This window comes from Paenibacillus sp. FSL E2-8871, from assembly GCF_038000345.1.
GTDB lineage: Bacteria > Bacillota > Bacilli > Paenibacillales > Paenibacillaceae > Paenibacillus_AQ.
In genome coordinates this window covers 3,589,746-3,611,804 of sequence record NZ_JBBOBV010000001.1, presented here as the reverse complement: position 1 = coordinate 3,611,804, position 22,059 = coordinate 3,589,746, and the positions used below count along the sequence as shown (strand labels likewise).

Genomic DNA, 22,059 nt, shown 5'->3' with positions numbered 1-22,059 from the left:
TGGTGGGAAATAGGGTGTGATTGGGCAGATAAGCAATATACGCACATTCCCACAACCTGTTACTGAGAGCGGCATAAAATAGAATAAGCTTAAGTACGGGGAGGATAATTCATGCCGAACGACTCAGTATTCAATCAGAGTAGCCAGCCACTTTTTACAGAACAAGTCAACACGTATGTAGCACCTGGTATAGATTCAGCTCCTGAGGGGGGAGCAGCTAAGGCGGGGTTATTGTTTGGAATCCCATTTACTTCTACGGTAACGACGGCTGCCCCGTTAGTTATTCAGATTAGTAATCCGGGAGGAAGCGGACGTACCTTATATGTATCCCGTGTTACTGCCAGCTCAGCGACGGCGGCGGTTACTTTATCACTACTTCGGAACGCTACGGTCACCGGAACTACCGTCACACCGATTAATTATAATTTTGGCAGTGCGTTAACCAGTGTTATGACAGCAAGAACCTCGACGGCTGCGCCTACTGGAGGTCCGGCTACTCTAGTATCTCTATTGCTGGCGGTCGGTCCGGTCATTGTTGATTTTACAGGACAAATTGTTGTTCCTCCCGGAAATTCCATCACTACCTCCGTAACGATTGCATCGGGGTCATCAGCGGCGACAACGTCTATCAGCTGGTGGGAATATTAGAAACAGGAGGGGATAAATATGCCTAATCAATTTGTATTTAACGACAACGATCAACCACTTTATGTGGATATGGTAAACACCTTCCAAGCGCCAGATATTAGCGCGCCGCCTGAAATAAGCGCTTCGCAAGCCGCAGTCTTGTATTCAACTAACACATCTGCGTCTAGTTTGGTCGTACTTAGTCTAATCTCCGCAATCGCTTCTATTCGGATTAGTAATGCTTCAGGCAGTGGGAAAACTGTTTATATCTCACGTATAAGCGGCAGTATTGGCGGTTCTTCTCTACTATCTGCAATGTCGGGTAGCTTTACAATTGTAAAAGGAGGGACGGTAACTTCACCAGCAACCTTAACGCCAACGAATAATAATTTGGGCAGCTCAGCGACGAGTGCGATGACCGTTCAGTCTTCCACAGCAGCCATTAGCGGGGGAACGACGCTTTTCAATTATCAATTGGCACCGGGGGCTTTCACACAGAACTTTACGGGCAGCATCATTGTCCCGCCTGGGACTGCTATTTGTGCTAACGTAACCTCATCCAGCTCCGCCGTAGGTTTAACGATTACCTCAGCGTTGGGTCTTCTTTGGTGGGAACAATAGCGTTCTTGCTGCGAACCATTCACAGAGCTGAACCTTGACATCACTTGGGTTGAGGTTTTACATAAAAGGGTGGAATGTATAGAAAATAAAGGGGATTGGCATTATACAATAAAGTTGCATGTCAGATTGGAATGTGAAAAGAGGGACAATTATGGAAAGTTGTTTATTTATTCATGGCTTTACCGGAGGTGAGCATGAGATCTCTCCCTTGTCCCAGTTTATGGAGCAGCATAATTACCGTTCCAGAACGTTTACCCTGAAAGGGCATGGGGGGAGCAGGAATGATTTATTGCATTCGGATCGACATGATTGGCAACAGAGTGCTGAAGATGAATTGACAGAGCTGTTAAAGACGGATGAAGGTGTTCATCTGATCGGCTTTTCTACCGGTGCTCTTATTGCTTCACATCTTTCTGTACGGTATAAACCCTGGATCAAATCCCTTACTTTATTGTCCACTCCCGTATTTCCGCTGAATCCTGTGGAGATTCTTAAGACTCTTGGGAGCTTTTCCATGCTAAAAACGTATATTAATAAATTCACTTCAACGCCCCCAAGGGCGACGAGAGAGTTTCAACGATTGGTCCGGGAGAGTTTTTCAATCTATCCGCATATTGAGACTCCAACCTTGATCGTGCAGGGTAAGCGAGATCATCTGGTTAAGATTCGAAGCGCTGACTTCCTGCAGCATACGATTCCTACAGCCCAAAAACAGGTGATAATGGTGGATAACAGTGGTCATATGGTTTGTCATTGTGAAGATAAGGACCGGATTATGAATGAAGTACTGCATTTTATTCAGAGTGTAGGAAGCTAAGCATATAAGGTGAATAATGAACCCCAAAGAGCCCCCAATAAGGAGGCTCTTTTTCTTGGAAATTTTAAATTTTATATCTTGACAACGCATTCACAATCATGGTAATTTTTAGTTGGGAAACCGGTTTCCCTAAAATTATTTGTTTTTTGTGTTAAAGACGTTAAAAACATTAGAGACATCACTGGGCGGGCTTGTTTTTTAATCAAGGAAGTAGGCTTTAGAGTGTTATGAATACGCTTTAATAAGAGAGGGAGATGCACGCAATGAAACGTAGGTTATGGTATGTACCCGTTCTAATTACATCTATTCTTCTTTCTACCGTGATTAATTTGTTTGTCTTAACACCGCAAAAAGCTGAAGCGGCAAGCATCGGCACGATTAATGAGAACGACACTATTTATCAGATTATGGTTGACCGATTTAATGATGGAGATACTTCCAACAATGCTACTGGTGCGGCAATTCGCTATGGAGAAAACTCTGAGGAAGATTTCCGTTATATGAAAGGCGGAGACTGGCAGGGGATTATCGATAAGCTATCATATATTAAAAATATGGGCTATACCGCGATTTGGATTTCCCCAGTGGCTGAGCCACAAATGACTAACCGGGAAAACAACGGTACCGGTAAAAATACAGCCTATCACGGATACAACGTTAAGAACCCTAACGCTGCCAATCCATACTTCGGAACGAAGGAGAAGCTGAAAGAGCTTGTGGATTCCGCACATGCGCTTGGCATCAAAGTAGTGATTGACGTTGTGCCAAACCACGTCGGTGATTATATGCTAGGTTCCCAAGCCTATTATGATATCCCATCATTGCAGCCAGTGGCTCCGTTCAATAATCCAGCATGGTACCACCATAATGGAGATATTAACTGGTCTCTAGCGGATGGAAGATATGATCAGTGGGCGCAGGATTACTTAGAGAATCATGATTTGGGCGGGCTAGATGACATTGATTTCGATGTTCCTGCGGCTAAGCAGGCGATATTCGATTCCATTAAAGGCTGGTTTGATTATACAGGCGCTGACGGTGCGCGTGTGGATGCTGCCAAGCTGATGAAGCCAACAGATATTGGTGAGCTACAAAATTATCTGGGTGTTAATACATTTGGCGAGAATTTCGACGGAAATGCTGAATTTGTCTCACGTTGGGTCGGAAACAATAAGGAATGGGGCATGCTCGATTTCCCAATGTTCTTCTCCGTACTTAACAGCTTTGCTTATGGGCAGTCTTTTGAGTCCAATATCAAAAGCACCTTGGCACAGGATTCCTACTACAACGGGAATGCCAATCACATGGTTACCTTTATCGACAATCATGACCGCAACCGTTTTCTAACGGAAGCCGGGGGAAGCGTAGATAAGCTGCAGAACGCTTTAACCTTTATTTTTACAGTTCGTGGAACACCGGTTGTCTTCCAAGGAACAGAGCAGAACAAAGGCAATGGCAACAGTCAGATCATGACAGGCGGTATTGCGGATACTTGGAACCGTTGGTCTATGGTGAAACGGGATGCAAGCGGAAACGTGATTGAGAACTATTTTAATGAAAATGCCAGCACCTACAAGCACGTAGCCAAACTTAATGAAATTCGTAAAAATAACCCAGCACTACGTACAGGTACTCAACGTGAAATGTGGGCTGCACAGAACTTATATGCCTTCTCACGTCGTATCGACACTGGAACTAATCAAGGTCAAGAAGCTATCTCTGTATTTAGTAATCAATCTAATGGTTCGCAAACGGTAACCATCCCGCTACGTGCCGAGAGTAGTTTGACCGCAGGAACAGTTTTGTATAATCAGCTGAATACTGCAGATACAGTGACTGTACAATCAGGCGGAGTAACTGGAAAGCAAATTACTGTAACTGTAGGTGCGAATTCAGCCAAAATCTATGCGAAACAACAACAACCATCAGAAACAGTTCCTCCAACTACTCCGACTAATGTAACGGCAACTGTTCAGAATGCATCTAGCGCTTTGATCAGCTGGACGGCTTCTACCGACAACGTAGGCGTAACTGGATATGAAGTTTATCGTAATGGTGTCAAGGTAGGCACAACGGCGACTACTTCCTATACGGACAATGGTTTATCCGCTAGCACTACCTATAACTACACGGTAAAAGCATTTGATGCCGCAGGCAATCTATCTCTTCTTAGTGCGATTGCGTCTATTACAACACCAGCAGGGAACAGTGTCACGATTTACTATAAGCAAGGTTATACCTCGCCTTATATTCATTATCGCCCAGTAGGAGGTACATGGACGACATCTCCGGGTGTGGCTATACCTGTATCTGATGTAGCCGGATACAACAAAATAACAATTAATATCGGCTCCGCCAGCCAGCTTGAAGCATGCTTTAACAACGGCAGTGGCACATGGGACAGTAACGGGGGGAGCAACTATCTATTCGGTACTGGAACCTGGACTTATACGCCAACAGGAAGTATTACATCGGGTGGGCCAGTGACACCAACACCGACACCAACACCGACACCAACACCAACATCAACACCAACGGTAACACCGACACCAACGCCGACAGTAACCCCAACGCCAACTCCAACACCAACGACTACACCGACTGGCAACACTGCAACGATCTATTATAAGAATACGGCTTACAGCAGCTCTTACATTCATTACAAGCTGGATGGGGCGATAGTCTGGACGACGGCTCCTGGTGAACAGCTTCAAGCTTCTTCTTTCCCAGGATATAAGTCGATTACAATTCAGCTGGGCACTGCATCCGGACTGACCGCAGCCTTTAATAATGGCAGTGGGACATGGGATAACAACGGCAGCAGTAATTACCATTTTGATGCTGGAACCTGGAGCCTGGTGAACGGAAGTATCAGTGCAGGGGAACCTCAAGCAGACAGCGTGACGTTTCGTGTAAATGTTCCAGCGTCTACTCCGGCGAGCGGACCTGTGTATCTTACCGGAACCTTCAACAGCTGGAATGCAGCGGATCCAGCCTATCAACTAACTAAAGGTAGTGATGGAGTGTATTCCATCACACTGAGCTTACCAGCAGGAACAGCGGTGCAATATAAAGTTACGCGGGGCGCTTGGACTAATGTGGAGGTAAACTCGAACGGATCGGACATTTCCAATCGAACGCTTACTCCAGCAGGTGGCGCACAAACAGTGAACCTGACCGTGCAGCGTTGGAAAGATCTATAAGTTACTATAAGAGTGGATCATAATACCTTTCACATGACAAGGAGCGGCCCCCCGTGTGGGGCCGCTCCTTGGTAAGTAGTACGAAGCTTTTTCATTGTAGAAGATACAATAGAAAAGTAGTCCAATTATGAAGTTGCTCCAGAGAATTTAGCTCTCATCGTGGATTCACGAGGAATTAGTTCTGGCTCTAGTAGCAAATGCTTGTGGGGCGCATCATTGCCACGAATGCGCTCCATCAGCAGCTGCCCTGAAGATACACCCAGCTTAAACGTATCGATATTAAGCGAAGTTAAAGGAGGTGTTGTATATCGGGACAGCGGATATTCATCGAAAGCGGCGATGCCGAGTTCAGATGGAACATCAATTCCGAGTGCTTTTGCGGCTTGAAGCACCCCAAAGGCTACATAACTGTTCATACACACCACAGAGTCTGGCCGTTCTTCACGCTGCAAAAGCTCAAGTGCAGCATGATAGCTATCATGTTCATCAGCCTTGCAGTTAATGATCCATTGCTGAGGAACGGTAAGGTCAGCCTGCTGTAATGCGCTTAAGTATCCACCTAGGCGATGTGTATAAATTTTTTCCTGCTGCTGCCCGCCTATGAAGGCTATCTTTGAATAACCTTGTTCGATGAGATGCTCGGTCAGCATGTTGCCGCCTGCTTCATTATCGAAATCAACCCAACTTCCGGGGGTCATAATCTCTCCAATGGAGATGTAAGGAAACTCCAGTTGATTCAGTTCTTCAGATAGCTCTTCAGTCAGCACGGAGTTGTTGGCAATAATACCGTCGACACGTTTGCTAAACACAAGCCTATTTAGAAAATGGCCTTCTGGACTGCTATGTTGCACATTGGAAATGGTCAGCTCGTATTTTAAAGGTGCAATTACGCTCTCGATTCCACCAATAATGTTGTAGAAGAATTGGTTCAGAAACTCACTTTCTTTAGACATATCGACCAGTAAGCCAATATTGCAGCTGCTTTGTCTAGCTAACCCAGTAGCGATACTGCTTGGCGTGTAGTTCATTTGCTTCATAATCTCTCGAACCTTTTGTTTCGTTTCCTGTGATATTTTTGGGGAATCATTTAGTACTTTAGATACAGTAGATTTAGCCACATTGGCTGCTTTAGCAATATCAGAAATCGTTACTTTCATCGTCGTCCCTCATAACTTAAAAACGGTATTTGTAACCATAATAACACAAATTTAGCAGTCTCTCTAATGATGTATGAACAGATAGATAGAACGATAAAAGTATAGAAGGAGTCCATAAGTTATGCCTCAATCATGGTTTGTATATCATACAAGTGAAGATCCATTTGCCTATCCTGTAGGTACAGGGACCCTGAAGCTCAGATTATTTACACAAGCTGGACAGCAATTATCCTGTACCGTAATCCACTCGGATCGTTATGATTCTCCGGGGCAAGAAGTTCCTTTGCAGATGGAGCGGATTGGGTCGGCCGGTATTTATGAGATTCACGAAGCAATTATTCAGACCAGCACTAGAAGAAGCAGATATCTATTCCATATAGCGAATGCTGCGGGGCAGTATATCTGGTATGGAGAGAGGGGCGCGTCGGAGAATCGGGAACGAGCAGGTTCTTTTCAATATGCATATCTTCACCATTCTGAGGCTTTGAAGTTACCGTTATGGAGCCAGGATGCGGTGACCTATCAAATTTATCCTAACAGCTACAATGGTGGAACTCTAAAAGGCATTATGGACAAAATACCTTATCTACAGCAGCTTGGTGTGAACACAATTTACATGACGCCTGTATTTGAGTCTCCTTCTGAGCATAAATATAACACCTCCGATTATTATAAGATCGACCCTGCATTTGGCGATGTAGATGGATTGAAGACGCTAGTCAGTGAGGCACATCGTCATGGAATTAAGGTCATTTTGGATGCCGTGTTTAATCATTCGGGAGATCAATTCTTTGCTTTTAAAGATGTCATGGAACAAGGCGAGCAGTCTCCTTATAAAGATTGGTTCTTTATTCGTTCTTTTCCCGTAACACAGACGCCTGCCCCGAATTATGAGACATTCGCTAAAGCTGAAGCGCATATGCCTAAGCTGAATATGGATCATCCTGACACGGCTAAATATATGATAGAGGTTGCTAAGTATTGGATTCGTGAGACAGCGATCGACGGCTGGCGTCTTGATGTAGCGAATGAGGTCAACCCGGCTTTTTGGTCCCGGTTTCGGCAAGAGCTCAAGTCTGAATTTCCTGAAATTTTACTCATTGGAGAGATAATGCATGCATCTGGGCCTTGGCTTAGAGGGGATCAATTCGATGGTGGCATGAATTATGTGCTTCGGGATGCCGTGCTGGAATTCTTTGCAGAGCAGTCAACAGGGCCAGATCGCTTTATGGAGCAAGTACTCCATCAGGAGGCGTTGTATAATGACCAGGCGAATTCGGCTATGTTTCAATTGATTGGCAGTCATGATACGTTGCGTTTTCTTACAGCGTGTAAGGAGGGGGGACGTGGCTGGGACCGCGAGAGTACGGCAATACAGCGCATGAGGTTGGCAGTTTTTTTTCAGATGACTTATATCGGTATTCCGATGATCTATTATGGGGATGAGGTTGGGATGGAAGGAGCTACGGACCCTCACTGTAGAAAAGCTATGGTATGGCAAGAGCAAGCTCAAAATACAGCGCTGCTGAAGTGGTATCAAGAGCTGATTTTCCTAAGAAAAAGCTGTGATATTCTACGAAAAGGTAAGTTTCGTCCTTGGTTCACGGATGAAGTCCGTAATGTCTTCGGTTATACACGGGGAATGGATCAAGAGAAGATAGGTTTAATTATCAATAATTCTCCGAACCCGTACGAGCTTGAGCTTAATGTATATCGTTCGGATAAGAATTTGCTTACCGATTTACTGTCAGGAGCTACTTTTAAAAATAATAACAAGCTTATAGTTAGCATTGAACCGTTTGGATGTTTAATGTTGTACTAAAATAGTATAAGGCCTCTCTTCAAAAGAAGGGGCCTTATTCATCAAGAAACGGGAGTCATCTCCAAAGGATGACGAAGCCGTTTCTTTTTTTTAATATAAGAAAGTATAATTTTCACGCTATACATTATCCTTATATTTCTCGCATAAACGCTGACCGTCCTTTAGGGACGCTAAAGGCGTTTTTCCTTGTTTGTAGCACTTTTTTTATTTTTGTTCTTTAAGTCTCTATACTCCTGATTCTCCCATTGTTTTAGCAACGGAAAAGGGTCAAAAGCCCATTCAGTAATCCCTCGGTCACGGTAGATGCCAAAATGTAGATGTGGCGGGAATTTCCCTTGTGTTCCTGGATTTCCGTAACCTGAGCTGCCAACCCAGCCAATGATTTCACCTGGTGAGACGATATCTCCACGAGAAATGGATTTGTTATACCCGGATAAATGGGCGTAATAATGGTAACGGTTCTCGATATCACGAATTCCAATTCTCCAGCCACCGTAGCGGTTCCAGCCTTTAGTTTCCACTAAGCCAAAGCAGGTGCTGCGTACCGGCATACCTTGCGGTGCAAAGAGGTCAGTCCCTTCGTGAATACGTGCCCCACCCCAGCTTCTACCGGTTCCCCAAGTGCTACGATAAGAATAAGAATTACTTAAGGGAAGTGGAAAAGCATTACCTGATAGGTCAAGCCGACCAAAATGTTCATATAGCTTGGCGAACTGAGCTATGCGCTGAGAGGCACGACCATTGTGATAATACTCCCAAATGCCAATGCTGAAATCATTAGCTGAATCACCATATTTCTGCAAGTGTCTAGCCATACTATATAGAACATCAGCATCATTCTCTGGATCGGCGATTCCATCACCTGAGCCATCACGACCGAAGCCGTTAAAGAAAGTGATGGATTCAGGAGAAGTATCCTCCTGATCCGGGTTGAGTGGACCGGACCATACGGGTGCTGGAATCATGATTCCAGTAAGACGGTTGGTGACGGGTTTGTCTGAGGAACCTTTTTTGGCGATGGTGCGTTCATATTGATCAATGGCTGCGAATCTAAACCAAGGGATTCCAGTGGCTGCACTCAGTTGATCATAAATCCCCCTACGGGCAGACCATATGGATTCTTTGCTAGCATTAACAGAATTGCCGCTGCTTTCCACCGGTTGGACTGTAGCCTGTACTGCAGCTGCTGGAACGGGAAGACCTAAACCACCCCAAAGGATAGCGGCCGCGGACAGACATAACATAGTTCTCCGGTTATTAGTATTCTTAAATAGGGCCAGCAAGATAACAGCCTCCTTTTGTCCGGGCGTAGAATTGAATGTAGGCACTTCGGATAAAGCTTTTATTATAGATTGAAGCAAAAGGCTACTTTTTATCCGTTCTTGTCTAAAGGTACCAGTAAATTCTTCGCCGGAATCGAAGTTGAGATGCCCTGCATATTTCACAAAAACAGGCAATTGTAAAGCGCACATGGTATAATATGAGGCAGCATCTTTCATCTGCAGCATCACATTCAGGAGGAAGCGGGGTTTATTATTTTGACGAATAAAACAGCAAAGCAGCCTAAGCCGGATTGGATTAGAATCAAGCTAACTACCGGTGATAACTATCAGGAAATCAAGAGCATGATGCGTTCTAAAACTTTACATACCGTATGTGAAGAAGCTAGGTGTCCGAATATTTATGAATGCTGGGCAAATCGAACGGCTACCTTTATGATTCTTGGTGATATATGTACTCGCGCATGCCGTTTCTGCGCTGTGAATACAGGGTTGCCGACAGAGCTGGACCTGCAGGAGCCTGAACGTGTAGCAGAAGCTGCAGAGGGAATGAACCTTCGCCATTGCGTGGTGACCAGTGTGGCCCGTGATGATCTTGCGGATGGTGGCGCTCAGATTTTTGCTGAGACGGTAGCGGCAATTCGTAAACGCCTTCCGTTATGTAGTGTTGAAGTATTGATTCCAGATTTCCTGGGAGAACGGAATAGTCTAGAGATTGTTATGAACAGTAATCCAGACATTCTTAACCATAATATCGAGACGGTGGAACGGATGTCAGACCGTGTACGGGCTAAAGCGAAGTATCGCCGTTCGATGGAACTGCTGCGCAGAGCTAAGGAAATGAAGCCGGATATTCCTACCAAATCAAGCATTATGCTTGGAGTCGGTGAAGAGTGGGATGAGATTTTACAAGCAATGGATGATTTACGAGCCGTAAATTGTGATATATTGACTTTAGGACAATACTTGCAGCCTTCTCCAAAGCATTTGAATGTGGAGAAATATTATCCACCAGAGGAATTTGCGCTGCTTAAGGAAGAGGGATTGAAGCGTGGCTTTAGCCATGTGGAATCAGCTCCGCTTGTTCGCAGCTCTTATCGTGCGCATGAGCAGGTGAAATCTGCTGCTCAAGCTCGTGAGGAGCGCGCGGTTTCTTCTAGTTAATTTTTTATTATTCAAGGTAGCAGGGGGTTGAAGGAGCGGAGCGATCTGAAGCTCCCCACCCCTAGGTTACACATAAAAAACGTTGATTTGAGTCATTGGAGAGAAATGTTGGAGCTGTAGGAGCGTTAGCGTTCGCCTTTGTTGATTAATTTCACCGCTGAATGCGGTTCAAATAAAAGAAATTAATCAACAACAGCGACCGAAAGCCCAATATTTCTCGGAAATGACGGCATAATCAACGCACCCTCCCCACAGAAAGGCAGGCGACAAAAGGTTTGATCGTTATAGGCGGAAAAGGCTACGAACTAATGTTAGATCATAAGGATGGTTGGAATCCGGAGGCGTTTCGCGGAAGATATAGCGAAGTGCTGGAAAGATACGACTACATTATTGGTGACTGGGGTTACAGTCAGCTGCGTTTGAAAGGTTTTTATCGGGACAACCACCCAAAGGTGAATCGGGATACAGCGATTTCTGGCATGGTCGATTATATTAATGAATATTGCAATTTTGGCTGCGCATATTTTGTGTTGCATAAGTTAAAAGAGGTACCACAAGAGGGTTTGTTCAAGGATATTCTGATCAAAGAAATACCAGAGCCGAGTGAGGAAGAAGATTCGGAGCTAGAAGCTGAGGATAATGATGGAGCGGCTATAGATAAGGAGCTCTCCTCTAAAGAAACATCATCTAAGCAAGGTTCGAATTCATCTGCTGCATTTAAAGAGATGACTTCTGCTAAGGATAGACCTTTGAGAGAACATCAAAGTCGAAATCACCGGGGTAAAGATTCGCAAGGGAAGAAATCCAAAAAGGAATTTCAAAGCAGACCACCACAAGGTCAATCCCAAAAACCCCAAAACACACAAAAGCCTCAAAATAATCAAAACACACAAAACACACAAAACATAGAAAATCCACAATCTTAACGATGAAAGCTGACCATAAGTAGAGTCCTTCTACGAATGAGACAGCTTTTTTCTTTTGAATAGATATGTACAAATAATAAAGGCAGCAAACCCCATCTCTGGAGAATTGCTGCCTTTTCTTATGGATTATTTTATAGATAATTTCAATTGCTTTTGTGTAGCATTGTAACTCCATACGAGTGCCGGAAACTTCTTCTTAAAGGCATTTAATTCAATGTAGGTCTCACCATTCTGAGATAGCGCCTCTTTGGAGGAAAGCGTAAAGCCGGTAGATGTGCCTGTTCCGCTCTTTACGATGACCTTCTTGTTCTTGGCATCCCAGGTGATCTCGCCCTCGACAAGCGCAGCCAGCACCAGCGATGAAGCATAAGTTTTATCGCCCTGCTTAACAAGACCAACATTACCAGCAAAAGGAACCCCGTTGATATTTAAGATATGATGATCTCCGGTGACTTCTAAAGTCTTCATTCCAGCAATCTGCAGGGCGGTAATCAACTGTGCAGTTTTCCCTTTTACCTCAATATCCGGTGCGAGACCAATATGATTAAAGTCTTCTTTTTTTGGTGTTAGATATTTCTGCGTGGTCAATTTCAGCATGTCGCCATTAGACACTGGAAGTAGGCTTTGGATACGCGCTTTGCCGTAAGAACGAGTGCCTACAACAGTAGCCAGCTTGTTATCGCGCAGGGCGCCCGTAAGAGCTTCTGACGCACTTGCAGTGTATTCGTTGGTTAGAATTACGACGGGCACACCGATTTTGCTGCCACTAGTAATCGTTACAGGAGTTAACGCGCCACTTTGATCAGAGGTATACATCATGATGCCTTTATCCATAAAACTAGAGGCAATGTTGTATGCCGAATCCATGTAGCCACCCAAGTTATCGCGTAAATCAAGCACCATGGATTTCATTCCCGCTGTACGCATCTTCTTCAGCATAGCGGCGAATTCTTCATCAGAATTCTGTGTGAAACCACTTAGCGAAATATAGGCAATCTTCGGACCAATGAGGGTTCCAAAAACGGAAGTCGAGTTCAATTCATTTCGGGTGACAACATAAGATTTTGTGACACCATTTCTGAGGATCAGCAGGGTGACCTTAGTGCCCGCGGCTCCACTTAGTTCCGAATCATCCGTTTCGTCAACAGGTATTCCGTTGATTTTGAGAATCGTATCGCCGCGTTTCAAGCCTGCCTTTTCAGCAGGAGAACCTGGAGAGATTTCTTCGATGTAGAGCTCTGTTGGCGTATATTGAAGTTTAACACCGATGCCAACGTATTCGAGATCAACCGCATGTTCAAATTGCGCCGCTTCCTCGGAATTGAAGTATTGGCTGTATGGATCATCCAGTGTGTTCACCATGCCGTCAATTGCTCCGCGAATCAAAATATCTTTATCTACATCTGAAAGATTATAGTTCTCCAATAGCTTCATTACTTCATTAATAAGATCACTGTTGTCTGTGGAAGCTTTAGCGGCATCTGCAGCGGAAGCCAGTGGAGCAAATGTAATAGATAAAGCTAGACAGCTGGTTAACAGTGCACTTATTATTTTTTTTGATTTCATGGAATCAAACACCCTTTTTATTAGGATTTCACAAGTTTATTGTAGATGCTATATGTGTCATCGATTGTCCATACACCAGTATCCGACTTGGATAGAATATAGATAAGGCCCTGCTCATAAGTCTCCTCTTCACTAGCTTCCTTGTCTTTGCTTTCTACATATATAGCAGCTTCCTTGGCACTGTAATAATAAATATTTGAAATGCCTGGAGTATAGGTAATATCATACGAAGCAAAGAAATCATCCAAATCTGCCTTGAGAGAGGAATCATATTCTTCTCCATATGAAGTCATCGTGGAAAGAACTGTTGTAGGATTCTGTTCGTTCATTGCTTGATAATACTTGCTAATAGTACCTTTGATGGCATCCGCATCGTTTTGAGGGATGTTGGCTGCTGGTTTTATACCTTGTTCACGAGTAAGGAGAACGGTCGAGCTTTGGGATTCCACGGATGAAATCTTCCAGCTTCCGTTCTTGCGGACCAGGGTATATACGTATTCATTCTCTGTATCTGGAGTATAAGCCCCACCTATTCTGCGTGAACTTTCAAGCGTATACACAGTGGCTTCGTCAGCTGTAATGTCGAGGATTTCCAAGCTATCAATAGTATTCTTTATGTCAAAAGCTTTAAAAGATTCATTGAGTTCGGCCACTGAGTCCGTGTAAGAGTACTCCGAATCCATAAGGGAGTAGAAGCTAGTCGCTTTTTCTTCATTGAAATATTGATTAGACAAACGGATTAATGCTGTAATGGCTGCTTCGTCCTTACCTTTGGAGACAGGAGTAGTAATTTGTACACTTCTACTGGTAGAATTCCAGACAGCTGTGCCCCCGGTTGCCTCTGCGATAAAACGCAAAGGGATGTATGTAGTGCCGGCTGAGGAAACTGGTGCAGTGGTTAGTTTTTTAACGGTTCCGTTAACAGTAGCGCGGTTACTGCCAATTTTGAGGGTAATCGCAAGATTTGAACTTTTTCCTGTTACCGTTCCAGTTTTGGCATCCCAGAGAACTTGAAGTCCAAGCTTCTCAAAGACAACCCGGAAAGGTACAAGTACAGAATTGTTCGCTAAGTATGGGGATCCAGCGGTGAAGGAAACCTTACTTCCGTTAATATAAACATCAATTGGTTTCGATGCTGCAAAAGCCGGGACCGCAAGTATGAGGGCCAGTAGACTTATGCTTAAGAGGGATAAAAATCTTTTCAACAGTACTCTCTCCTTTTATGTAACTCTTTGTAAAATAGCCTCATTATACCATTTGGCTTCTCTCTCAGTCTATCAGTTGGTGTTAGTTTTGTCACACAAAAAAGCCGGAGAAATGGATATCTCCAGCCACTGAAAATCGTTGGATCGAAGGTTAATCTTAAACTAAAAAAGCTTCACGTACACGGTTCCAGAACGGAAAAGGACGGTACCTGGCGAAACTGACCTTCTTGTCCGATACTTGGCAGCGTACTGAAATCAGATCATCTACTGGGATATTGTTATGATCTATCGTGAGTAGTAAACGCTGATCCTTACATGAAAGAATATCGCAATGGTGATGCTTCGGCAGTAGTAATGGCGACCCCATTGTTCGAAATACGCGGTTGTTAATTGAGGCGATTTCGGCAATCTGTAGCGCTTCTATAGATGGGTGAACCATGGCTCCCCCAAGGCTTTTGTTATAGGCCGTGCTACCAGAAGGAGTAGAAATACAAAGCCCATCACCCCGGAACATTTCGAAGGTAACATCATTGATGTCAACTTGAATCATTATAGTTCCATCTACCCCTTTAAGGGTGAATTCATTTAGGGCAATGTGGGACGAAGAACCGGATTTCTTGTGAATTTCCAGCTCAAGCAACGGATATTTCACGATACGAGGTTTCTGAGGCTCAGAATCCTCGGTTCCGCACATGTAGTCGATTAAGATGGGTAGCTCTTCCGCTTGCCAGTCCGCATAGAAGCCTAAGTGTCCTGTGTGCACACCTACGAAGGCTAGATTGGGGATTTGATCGATAAAGGTATGAAAAGCGTGCAGCATTGTGCCGTCTCCGCCAATAGAGATGACGATTTCGGGAGACTCGGCATCCAGTTGCAGGTCCCGCTCCGCCGCCAGCTTGTGAAACTGCTCGGCAAGTTTGATTGATAGTTCATCACCGCGGTCCAGAACATAATATCTCAAGATGTACAGGCTCCTTTTGTATAATTCAGTCATACACCGATCATAATCAATCTTGACCCGGAACACAATATGTTAATCAACTTCGCCGTACCCATCGAATCATTGTCATGAATACAGGGATAAGCAGTGAGACTAGAATTGCAGCAGTTAATAATAGACTCAGCAGGGCGAGGCTTGCCGTGATCCCTGAGGCAGAAGGAGTAAAGGCAGCAGAGGCTGGTAATGATACCCATGTGGTAGACAGCCCTGTGTTCATCACAGGGTTCCAGAGCAGCAGGACCAATCCTGATGCGAGTATGGCGTGAATTAGCCGTGCAGTCAAAAATGGCAGATACCGCAGCCCGGTACCGTTCAAAATACTTGCCACCTGGGCATGTACAGATAATCCGCCCCAAGAGAGAATGAAGGCAGCTGCCGCTACCTTGAACTGAAGCGGGATGGAAGCTGCGGCTTCACCTGCTGAACGGGCACCGATTGTCACCTCAAAGAATCCGCTAATGAGAGCCTGAGCTAGTTCTGGAGGACCACCTACAAGGGACACAAGATGTCCGGTCATGTTAAAAAGGGAGGATAGGATACCGGCACGGGCTAGCAGTTCCATTAGCACATTGAAGAATACAACCAAACCGCCTACGACAATAATAAGCTTTAGCGAGGACTGGATTGCTCCCTTTAATAGCTCCCCAAAGCTCCGTCCATCTTTGCGCCGAGCCTCCTCCATGGCAAGAAGTGCTGCATGGATTCTTCCAAAACCTTTTTTGGCTGGAACAGAGGGGGCAGTAGAACTAGTTATGGATGGGTCTTGGGAGGGGGAGCTCTGTTCTTTGCGTCCATGGAACGACATTAGCAAGCCAACAATCAAACCGCTCCCATAGTGGGCGAGGGCTAGGATAAGCCCCAACGATGCGTCTCGAAAGAAACCAACGGATACTGCACCTAACAGAAAGATTGGGTCAGAGGAGGTTGTGAAAGCGACTAATCGTTCGCCCTCTACTCTGCTAATCAGATTCTGTTCCCGCAGCTTAGCGGTTAATTTAGCGCCAACAGGATATCCTGATACATATCCCATCGCAGCGACAAACCCGCCGCTACCTGGTATACCAAAAAGAGGGCGCATCAATGGATCGAGCAGTGCACCGAAGAGATGAACGATCCCTAGGCCTAGCATGATTTCGGATATGACGAAGAATGGAAATAGGGAGGGGAATAACACATCCCACCAGATGGCAAGGCCTCGTAAGGCTGCGCCAAGGGATGCCTCCGGATGAAGCAACATCAGCAGCATACAGCCTGCCAATGTTAATCCCAGCAGTGGGCCGCCAATCTTTTTAAAAGTCATAATTAACGCCTCCTGATCTATGGTTAGATGTATGCGAAAAGAAGGACAAACAGCACAAAAAAAATAAAGGAAGCGGTTACATAATTCGGTGCTTTTTCGTTCGGAATATGATATTATGTAAATAAGAAATGCACCCTCTGTTACAAGAATAAATGGGATGGAGTGATGGCGATGAGCGTTGTAGCCGGAGTTCTCGTTTGTGCTTTTGTATATGTGATCCGGGTCTCTCTCGTCCCTTCAGGTGATGAAGAATTTCGGACCTACTGACAATAACCTCCAGGCGCTAAACTATAGTTTAGCGTCTTTTTTCTGCCGTTTAGGGGCACTTTCGACGGATATCCGAGCCGTGCTTTTTTTTGGTATAATAAAGTAAGAAACGTTTCATTAATATGGAAGAGAGCTGGTAACCTCAATGAATCCAAATGAGAGTATATATGAGAACCTAGGAGGAGCTGAGGCGCTACATCGATTGGTGGAAGTGTTCTATGCCAAAGTGCAGCTTCATCCGCAGCTGGGTCCGTTATTTCCTGAAGACATTTCTCCTGTTCTGGAGAAGCAGTATCAATTCCTGACACAGTTTTTTGGCGGTGGCCCATTGTATTCAGAACTGCATGGACATCCCATGATGAGAGCAAGGCACATGCATATTCCCATTACTCCAGAACGTGCTGAAGAATGGTTGCAGTGTATGAAAGAGGCGCTTGAGGAGACCGGCGTAGAAGAGCCGCTACGTTCGTTCGTGCTTAGCCGTCTTGCAGGTCCCGCACATCATTTTGTTAACATGCCCCAGGAATAATAAGGGACAGGTTGATCCTGAAAGGAATGAGAGTACTTGCCAGAGTTAATACCCCTATATTCTATTAAGGTCAAATGTTGCAATTGTGAACATGAATTTTCAACCTCTCGCGTACGCCCTAGCCTAAAAAAGGCTATCCGCCGCGATGCTGATTTTTGCGCATATTACAAAAACGAGAATCCGGATTATTATGTTGTACGTGTCTGCCCGAGTTGTGGGTTTGCCTCTACAGAAAATTCAGCGGACAAGCTGACGGATCTGCAGCGAAAAGCATTTAATGAACAGGTAGGAAAACGATGGAAGAGCCGTGACTTTGGGGATAAACGAAGCTGGGAAACTGCACTTGAGACCTATAAACTGGCGCTTTTATGCGCTCAAAGTATTAACGATAAGGATCGAATTATTGCAAGTCTGCTTCATCACATTGCCTGGTTGTATCGGTATCAAGGGAATACGGAACAGGAACAACGCTTTTTGCGCTATTCATTAGCTGAATATGTGAAGGTATACGAAAAAGACGGAATAGCTGGCAATGATGCCCGGCTCATGTATCTTATCGGCGAACTTAACAGGCGCATCGGAGAGTTCTCTGTGGCTGTAATGTGGTTCTCCCGCCTGATTAATGATCAGAAGATTATGGATGCTGCGATGATTCGAGCTGCCAGGGAGCAGTGGGTTGTGCTAAGAGAGCAAATGCGCGGCGAAGCTGTAGATATTGATGCCGATGGATTGCCTTCAGGTTCTTAAAGCTTCACGAACAACAAAAAGCGCAGAAGAGAGTAATGCTCTCGTCTGCGCTTTATAAAAATGGTAAGATTGGGATTTAGATTACCTTCTATTTATCGGACTGCCCGATCGAATAGGAGGTAATCTCCGTCGTTATCTACAACTGTGGGACTGGCGCTGCAACATGGGAAGACAAGTAGTTTTTTCTTGCCGTCACGAACGATTTGCAATTCTTTTGGCTTCATAGGGAGAAGAACATTCTCCGAGTTGCAGAAAGGGCAATACTGCACATACATATCGCCTAAAATAATGTCATAAGGCCAGGTATGACTAAAAGGAATCATTGTGAATCCTTCCCAGAAGGAGACTCTTCATTTCCATCCTCAGTTTGCGGTGAATTCTGCTTTTTGGATAGCTCAGCTATTTTTTGTAGCAAAATATGTTGGGGCATATGCATCAAGTGTTCCAGTGGAACGCCTAGTTGCTTGGATAACGTTATGGCTGTTTCCGGTGAAATTTGTAGTGGCTTCATATGGATGCCCTCCTAAAGTTTATCGGCTATGAATGTTCCGGTATCGTTATTCACTTTACCATGGTGTTAAGTCAATTACAAAGAAAACCAAATGAGAGCAAAGGAATGGTGAGAAGACATGAAACAACCATTATCACTGACTTGGGAACTTGATTCCATATTTCCTGGAGGATCGTCCTCTACTGAGTTAGAAAGCTTTTTAAAGAATCTTGAACAAGATATTGCAGCCTTACAGGGTCTGGTGAAGAATGCTGTAGCTCCAACGGATGTTGAATCTACAAAGGCGCTGGACGAGGTTATAGAACTGCTTCAGAGCTGTTCAGGAAGACTTGTGGAGGTCTCTTCCTTCGCAGACTGTCTGGGCGCTCAGAATCAAATGGACAAAGGTGCGGTAAGACTGGCGGCTCGAGTGACAAGTATGCGTGCCGGATTCGAAGGCATTAGCTCACAATTCAGTAATGTGCTTCGTCAGACTACAGACAAGGTATGGGCAGAGTGGATGGCACGTCCGGAGATTGCTCCATTAACGTTCGTGCTGAGCGAGAGCCGTGACTTGGCCCGTGAGAAGATGAGTCCAGAGTTGGAAAGCTTAGCGCTAGAACTAGCCGTTGACGGATATCATGGATGGAGCGGGCACTATGATACGATTGTAAGCTCGATTAAGATCCCATTTGAGGATGAAGAAGGAACAAAGCTGCTCTCCGCAGGTCAAGCTTTTAACAAGCTGGATGATCCAGATCCGAAAGTACGTCAATCCATGTTCCATAAATGGGAAGAAGCATGGACCGAAGCAGCAGATAACTGTGCGGATACCTTGAATCACTTAGCAGGCTTCCGTCTGAAGCTCTATAAAGGAAGAGGTTGGGAAGATATTCTGAAAGATCCGCTAAGCATCAATCGTATGTCACAAGATACTTTGAATGCGATGTGGGACGTGATTACGAATAGCAAGCCTGCACTCGTGACCTATCTTCAGCGTAAAGCTAAGCTGCTTGGACTGGATGCTCTTTCCTGGGTAGATGTCGAAGCGCCAGTGGGTAAATCTTCAGGTAAAATCCCATATGATCAGGCCGCTAAAGATATCGTTACCCAGTTCCGCAAATTTAGTCCGAAGATGGCAGAGTTTGCAGAGCGTGCTTTTGATAATAACTGGATTGAGGTTGAGGATCGTCCGGGAAAACGTCCTGGAGGTTTCTGTACATCCTTCCCTGAGAGTAAGGAATCGCGGATTTTCATGACTTATAGCGGTACAACTTCCAATGTTTCAACCTTGGCACATGAGCTGGGACATGCTTATCATTCTTACTTGCTGGATGATCAACCTGTATTTAATCAGAACTACGCTATGAACGTTGCAGAGACTGCTTCAACCTTCGCAGAGGTCATTGTATCTGACGCTCAGGTTAAAGCCGCTGGCAACGCTGAAGAGAAACTGGCGTTGCTTGAAACGAAAATTCAAAACAGCGTAGCTTTCTTTATGAACATTCACGCTCGGTTCTTATTCGAGACTCGTTTTTATGAGAAACGTAAGGAAGGCCTTGTAAATGCTGAGGAGCTGTCTGAATTGATGGTGGAAGCACAGAAGGAAGCCTTCTGTGGGGTGCTTTCGGAATACCATCCTCATTTCTGGGCTTCTAAACTGCATTTTTATATCACAGATGTGCCGTTCTATAACTTCCCTTACACCGTTGGCTACATGTTCAGCACAGGCTTGTATCGACTGGCTCTGCAAGAAGGAGCGTCCTTTGCAGACAAATACGATAGCTTGTTGCAAGATACTGGTGTGATGACTTTAGAGGATTTGGTACTTAAGCATCTGGGTGTGGATCTTACGAAGCCGGACTTCTGGCAAGGCGCTACAGATCTGATTGTAGCTGACATTAATGAGTTCTTGGAGATGACGGAGCAATTAGTTTGAAAAAGTCTAAACTAAGACAAATTTAGCGGTAGAAAAAACAACAATTTTTCAGCATGAACACGCAAAAGTCCCTGATACAGGGGCTTTTTTTAATGATAAAATGTCGAAAAATCACGATTTATAAAAAGAAATATGCGATTAATCTATGGATTTCGCGCATCTATAGGGATAATAACCCAATTTTGCCGAATAATGTTGTTTGCCATTTGTTAGTAACCTATAATGAGTCTTAAGCCTTATATAAGGCACGCTAGAGTACCACTTGGCTGAACTCACAAAAATAAGCAAGCGCTTACGAAGTCAGTTCTGCGAAGTGCACTCAAATCAAGCTATGCTCACAAAACGAAGTGAATGCTTTCGAAGCAAGTTTTGTACGATGTGAATTCGAATGAAGCTATGCTCACAAAACTTTTAGGAGGAGAAGTAATGCTTAAGACGGAACAATTATCATTAGCGAGACAGATGGATATGGTGTTTAAGGAGCTGCAGGAAGAATTATCGGGATTAACTTCTGGTACGGTTTTTGTGCAAATACGAAATAACATGATCGGAAAATTCGGGATACGACATAATCCTCTTTCTGGGCGAAGCGGGGGATTCACTGATGCAAAAGAAGGGATGACAGATGGACAACAGTCTTCTTTTCGACTAATGGCACTGGAAAGCCTGAAATACAAGCGGCGTTGGACGCATGGTGAGATTTCTTATGAATTCGCCATTAGACAGGGAATGGTGATTGTAGATGCTACATTGGAGTCCAATTATAATATGGCGAATCTAATGATTCGATCACCTCGTAATGCCTTTGCTGAAAGTTCCGAACAGTTTTTTGGTTAAGCGTTGTTTACATAAAATTTCAATAATTGTGAAAATCAAAACCCTCCCACAGCTTCAGAAAGAAGTGTGAGAGGGCTCGAAAGCTACTCGGCTTTAGGCTTTATGCTTGATATCGCCCTAGCCGGATAAAACACTTAAGATAACGTTGTTACTGACGACCAGACAGTTGTTGTTCTGCCAGTTGTACTAGACGTTTAGTGATGTAACCGCCCAGAGAACCAGTTTCGCGAGAAGTGTAGTTCCCGTAATAACCGTCAGCTGGGATCGTTACTCCAAGCTCCTGTGCTGCTTCATATTTCAACTGTTGCAATGCCGCAGTTGCTTGAGGAACGACCAGGTTATTGGAACGGCTGCTACGACCTTGACCTGCTTGACCCATGTGTGTCACCTCCTTCGCCCGTTGTGAAGATAGTATGAGCGCTAAGAGGTTAATTCATGCATCACTTCGAAAGGTTTTAAGGATGGTAATTATTAGTGAAATAAAAGTGAGGATAGAAATCCTTTATTGCTAGGGATTACACAAAAAAATCGGTCTTCCCTTACGTAATCGCAAGGCAAGACC

Annotated in this window: 20 protein-coding genes; 11 read left to right on the top strand and 9 right to left on the bottom strand. The window is 44.6% G+C overall.

The window, feature by feature from the left end; genetic code table 11:
* Positions 1 to 111 precede the first annotated feature (111 nt).
* The 4 genes from NYE25_RS16440 to NYE25_RS16425 all read left to right on the top strand — a co-directional run bounded on the left by NYE25_RS16440 (position 112) and on the right by NYE25_RS16425 (position 5,268).
* Positions 112 to 648, top strand: coding sequence for a hypothetical protein (locus NYE25_RS16440; RefSeq protein WP_042191654.1), 537 nt, complete (start codon positions 112 to 114; stop codon positions 646 to 648).
* 18 nt (positions 649 to 666) lie between these two features.
* Positions 667 to 1,248, top strand: a complete 582-nt coding sequence (locus tag NYE25_RS16435) for a hypothetical protein (RefSeq protein ID WP_076285271.1) — start codon at positions 667 to 669, stop codon at positions 1,246 to 1,248.
* Between the two features lie 151 nt (positions 1,249 to 1,399).
* Positions 1,400 to 2,065: an alpha/beta hydrolase gene (locus tag NYE25_RS16430; RefSeq protein ID WP_341146396.1), complete on the top strand. Its 666-nt coding sequence runs from the start codon at positions 1,400 to 1,402 to the stop codon at positions 2,063 to 2,065.
* 263 nt (positions 2,066 to 2,328) lie between these two features.
* Positions 2,329 to 5,268: a carbohydrate binding domain-containing protein gene (locus NYE25_RS16425; protein ID WP_341146395.1), complete on the top strand. Its 2,940-nt coding sequence runs from the start codon at positions 2,329 to 2,331 to the stop codon at positions 5,266 to 5,268.
* A 125-nt stretch (positions 5,269 to 5,393) separates the two neighbouring features.
* Here the strand turns inward: NYE25_RS16425 and NYE25_RS16420 are convergent, their stop codons facing one another.
* Entirely contained in the window at positions 5,394 to 6,425 is a 1,032-nt protein-coding gene (locus NYE25_RS16420; RefSeq protein ID WP_076285269.1) for a LacI family DNA-binding transcriptional regulator, read from the bottom strand.
* A gap of 121 nt (positions 6,426 to 6,546) precedes the next feature.
* On the opposite strand from NYE25_RS16420, the gene NYE25_RS16415 reads away from it, so the two are divergent.
* Positions 6,547 to 8,247: an alpha amylase N-terminal ig-like domain-containing protein gene (locus tag NYE25_RS16415; RefSeq protein ID WP_341146394.1), complete on the top strand. Its 1,701-nt coding sequence runs from the start codon at positions 6,547 to 6,549 to the stop codon at positions 8,245 to 8,247.
* A gap of 170 nt (positions 8,248 to 8,417) precedes the next feature.
* On the opposite strand, the gene NYE25_RS16410 is transcribed toward NYE25_RS16415, so the two are convergent.
* A complete protein-coding gene (locus NYE25_RS16410) occupies positions 8,418 to 9,491 on the bottom strand; it encodes a M23 family metallopeptidase (RefSeq protein WP_042194496.1) in 1,074 nt (357 codons plus the stop codon).
* A gap of 294 nt (positions 9,492 to 9,785) precedes the next feature.
* Between NYE25_RS16410 and lipA the strand changes: the two genes are divergently transcribed.
* Entirely contained in the window at positions 9,786 to 10,691 is a 906-nt protein-coding gene (gene lipA / locus NYE25_RS16405; RefSeq protein WP_341051783.1) for a lipoyl synthase, read from the top strand.
* A 275-nt stretch (positions 10,692 to 10,966) separates the two neighbouring features.
* Positions 10,967 to 11,617, top strand: a complete 651-nt coding sequence (locus NYE25_RS16400; RefSeq protein WP_149645015.1) for a YutD family protein — start codon at positions 10,967 to 10,969, stop codon at positions 11,615 to 11,617.
* Positions 11,618 to 11,743: 126 nt separating this feature from the next.
* Here NYE25_RS16400 and NYE25_RS16395 read toward each other — a convergent pair whose 3' ends face one another.
* The 4 genes from NYE25_RS16395 to ylbJ all read right to left on the bottom strand — a co-directional run bounded on the left by NYE25_RS16395 (position 11,744) and on the right by ylbJ (position 16,688).
* Positions 11,744 to 13,183, bottom strand: coding sequence for a S41 family peptidase (locus NYE25_RS16395; protein ID WP_339798507.1), 1,440 nt, complete (start codon positions 13,181 to 13,183; stop codon positions 11,744 to 11,746).
* Between the two features lie 20 nt (positions 13,184 to 13,203).
* Positions 13,204 to 14,388 (bottom strand): copper amine oxidase N-terminal domain-containing protein, encoded by a 1,185-nt coding sequence (locus tag NYE25_RS16390; RefSeq protein WP_341146393.1) that lies wholly within the window; start codon positions 14,386 to 14,388, stop codon positions 13,204 to 13,206.
* Between the two features lie 157 nt (positions 14,389 to 14,545).
* Positions 14,546 to 15,349, bottom strand: coding sequence for an NAD kinase (locus tag NYE25_RS16385; RefSeq protein WP_341146392.1), 804 nt, complete (start codon positions 15,347 to 15,349; stop codon positions 14,546 to 14,548).
* A gap of 76 nt (positions 15,350 to 15,425) precedes the next feature.
* A complete protein-coding gene (gene ylbJ, locus NYE25_RS16380; protein ID WP_341146391.1) occupies positions 15,426 to 16,688 on the bottom strand; it encodes a sporulation integral membrane protein YlbJ in 1,263 nt (420 codons plus the stop codon).
* 412 nt (positions 16,689 to 17,100) lie between these two features.
* Between ylbJ and NYE25_RS16375 the strand changes: the two genes are divergently transcribed.
* Together NYE25_RS16375 and NYE25_RS16370 are read left to right on the top strand one after the other, a co-directional pair.
* A complete protein-coding gene (locus NYE25_RS16375) occupies positions 17,101 to 17,484 on the top strand; it encodes a globin domain-containing protein (RefSeq protein WP_042191628.1) in 384 nt (127 codons plus the stop codon).
* Between the two features lie 36 nt (positions 17,485 to 17,520).
* Positions 17,521 to 18,231, top strand: a complete 711-nt coding sequence (locus NYE25_RS16370) for a DUF2225 domain-containing protein (protein ID WP_076285264.1) — start codon at positions 17,521 to 17,523, stop codon at positions 18,229 to 18,231.
* A 92-nt stretch (positions 18,232 to 18,323) separates the two neighbouring features.
* On the opposite strand, the gene NYE25_RS16365 is transcribed toward NYE25_RS16370, so the two are convergent.
* Together NYE25_RS16365 and NYE25_RS16360 are read right to left on the bottom strand one after the other, a co-directional pair.
* Positions 18,324 to 18,554, bottom strand: a complete 231-nt coding sequence (locus tag NYE25_RS16365; RefSeq protein WP_042130921.1) for a hypothetical protein — start codon at positions 18,552 to 18,554, stop codon at positions 18,324 to 18,326.
* Positions 18,551 to 18,742, bottom strand: a complete 192-nt coding sequence (locus NYE25_RS16360) for a YycC family protein (protein ID WP_341146390.1) — start codon at positions 18,740 to 18,742, stop codon at positions 18,551 to 18,553. The genes NYE25_RS16365 and NYE25_RS16360 overlap by 4 nt, the downstream gene beginning before the upstream one ends.
* Positions 18,743 to 18,860: 118 nt before the next feature.
* Here NYE25_RS16360 and NYE25_RS16355 point away from each other — a divergent pair, with 118 nt between their 5' ends.
* Positions 18,861 to 20,660, top strand: a complete 1,800-nt coding sequence (locus NYE25_RS16355) for a M3 family oligoendopeptidase (protein WP_341059527.1) — start codon at positions 18,861 to 18,863, stop codon at positions 20,658 to 20,660.
* A 426-nt stretch (positions 20,661 to 21,086) separates the two neighbouring features.
* Positions 21,087 to 21,497: an O-methyltransferase gene (locus tag NYE25_RS16350; protein ID WP_076285261.1), complete on the top strand. Its 411-nt coding sequence runs from the start codon at positions 21,087 to 21,089 to the stop codon at positions 21,495 to 21,497.
* 148 nt (positions 21,498 to 21,645) lie between these two features.
* Here the strand turns inward: NYE25_RS16350 and NYE25_RS16345 are convergent, their stop codons facing one another.
* Positions 21,646 to 21,876 carry an alpha/beta-type small acid-soluble spore protein gene (locus tag NYE25_RS16345; protein WP_042130917.1) on the bottom strand — a complete coding sequence of 77 codons (231 nt, stop codon included), beginning with the start codon at positions 21,874 to 21,876 and terminating at the stop codon, positions 21,646 to 21,648.
* Positions 21,877 to 22,059: the final 183 nt, after the last annotated feature.

What these genes read in the sequence shown, in the direction of transcription:
- NYE25_RS16440 (WP_042191654.1), top strand. Translation starts at nt 112, where the DNA reads ATGCCGAACGACTCAGTATTCAATCAGAGTAGCCAGCCACTTTTTACA.
- NYE25_RS16435 (WP_076285271.1), top strand. Translation starts at nt 667, where the DNA reads ATGCCTAATCAATTTGTATTTAACGACAACGATCAACCACTTTATGTG.
- NYE25_RS16430 (WP_341146396.1), top strand. Translation starts at nt 1,400, where the DNA reads ATGGAAAGTTGTTTATTTATTCATGGCTTTACCGGAGGTGAGCATGAG.
- NYE25_RS16425 (WP_341146395.1), top strand. Translation starts at nt 2,329, where the DNA reads ATGAAACGTAGGTTATGGTATGTACCCGTTCTAATTACATCTATTCTT.
- NYE25_RS16420 (WP_076285269.1), bottom strand. Translation starts at nt 6,425, where the DNA reads ATGAAAGTAACGATTTCTGATATTGCTAAAGCAGCCAATGTGGCTAAA.
- NYE25_RS16415 (WP_341146394.1), top strand. Translation starts at nt 6,547, where the DNA reads ATGCCTCAATCATGGTTTGTATATCATACAAGTGAAGATCCATTTGCC.
- NYE25_RS16410 (WP_042194496.1), bottom strand. Translation starts at nt 9,491, where the DNA reads ATGTTATGTCTGTCCGCGGCCGCTATCCTTTGGGGTGGTTTAGGTCTT.
- NYE25_RS16395 (WP_339798507.1), bottom strand. Translation starts at nt 13,183, where the DNA reads ATGAAATCAAAAAAAATAATAAGTGCACTGTTAACCAGCTGTCTAGCT.
- ylbJ (WP_341146391.1), bottom strand. Translation starts at nt 16,688, where the DNA reads ATGACTTTTAAAAAGATTGGCGGCCCACTGCTGGGATTAACATTGGCA.
- NYE25_RS16375 (WP_042191628.1), top strand. Translation starts at nt 17,101, where the DNA reads ATGAATCCAAATGAGAGTATATATGAGAACCTAGGAGGAGCTGAGGCG.
- NYE25_RS16365 (WP_042130921.1), bottom strand. Translation starts at nt 18,554, where the DNA reads ATGATTCCTTTTAGTCATACCTGGCCTTATGACATTATTTTAGGCGAT.
- NYE25_RS16360 (WP_341146390.1), bottom strand. Translation starts at nt 18,742, where the DNA reads ATGAAGCCACTACAAATTTCACCGGAAACAGCCATAACGTTATCCAAG.
- NYE25_RS16355 (WP_341059527.1), top strand. Translation starts at nt 18,861, where the DNA reads ATGAAACAACCATTATCACTGACTTGGGAACTTGATTCCATATTTCCT.
- NYE25_RS16350 (WP_076285261.1), top strand. Translation starts at nt 21,087, where the DNA reads ATGCTTAAGACGGAACAATTATCATTAGCGAGACAGATGGATATGGTG.
- NYE25_RS16345 (WP_042130917.1), bottom strand. Translation starts at nt 21,876, where the DNA reads ATGGGTCAAGCAGGTCAAGGTCGTAGCAGCCGTTCCAATAACCTGGTC.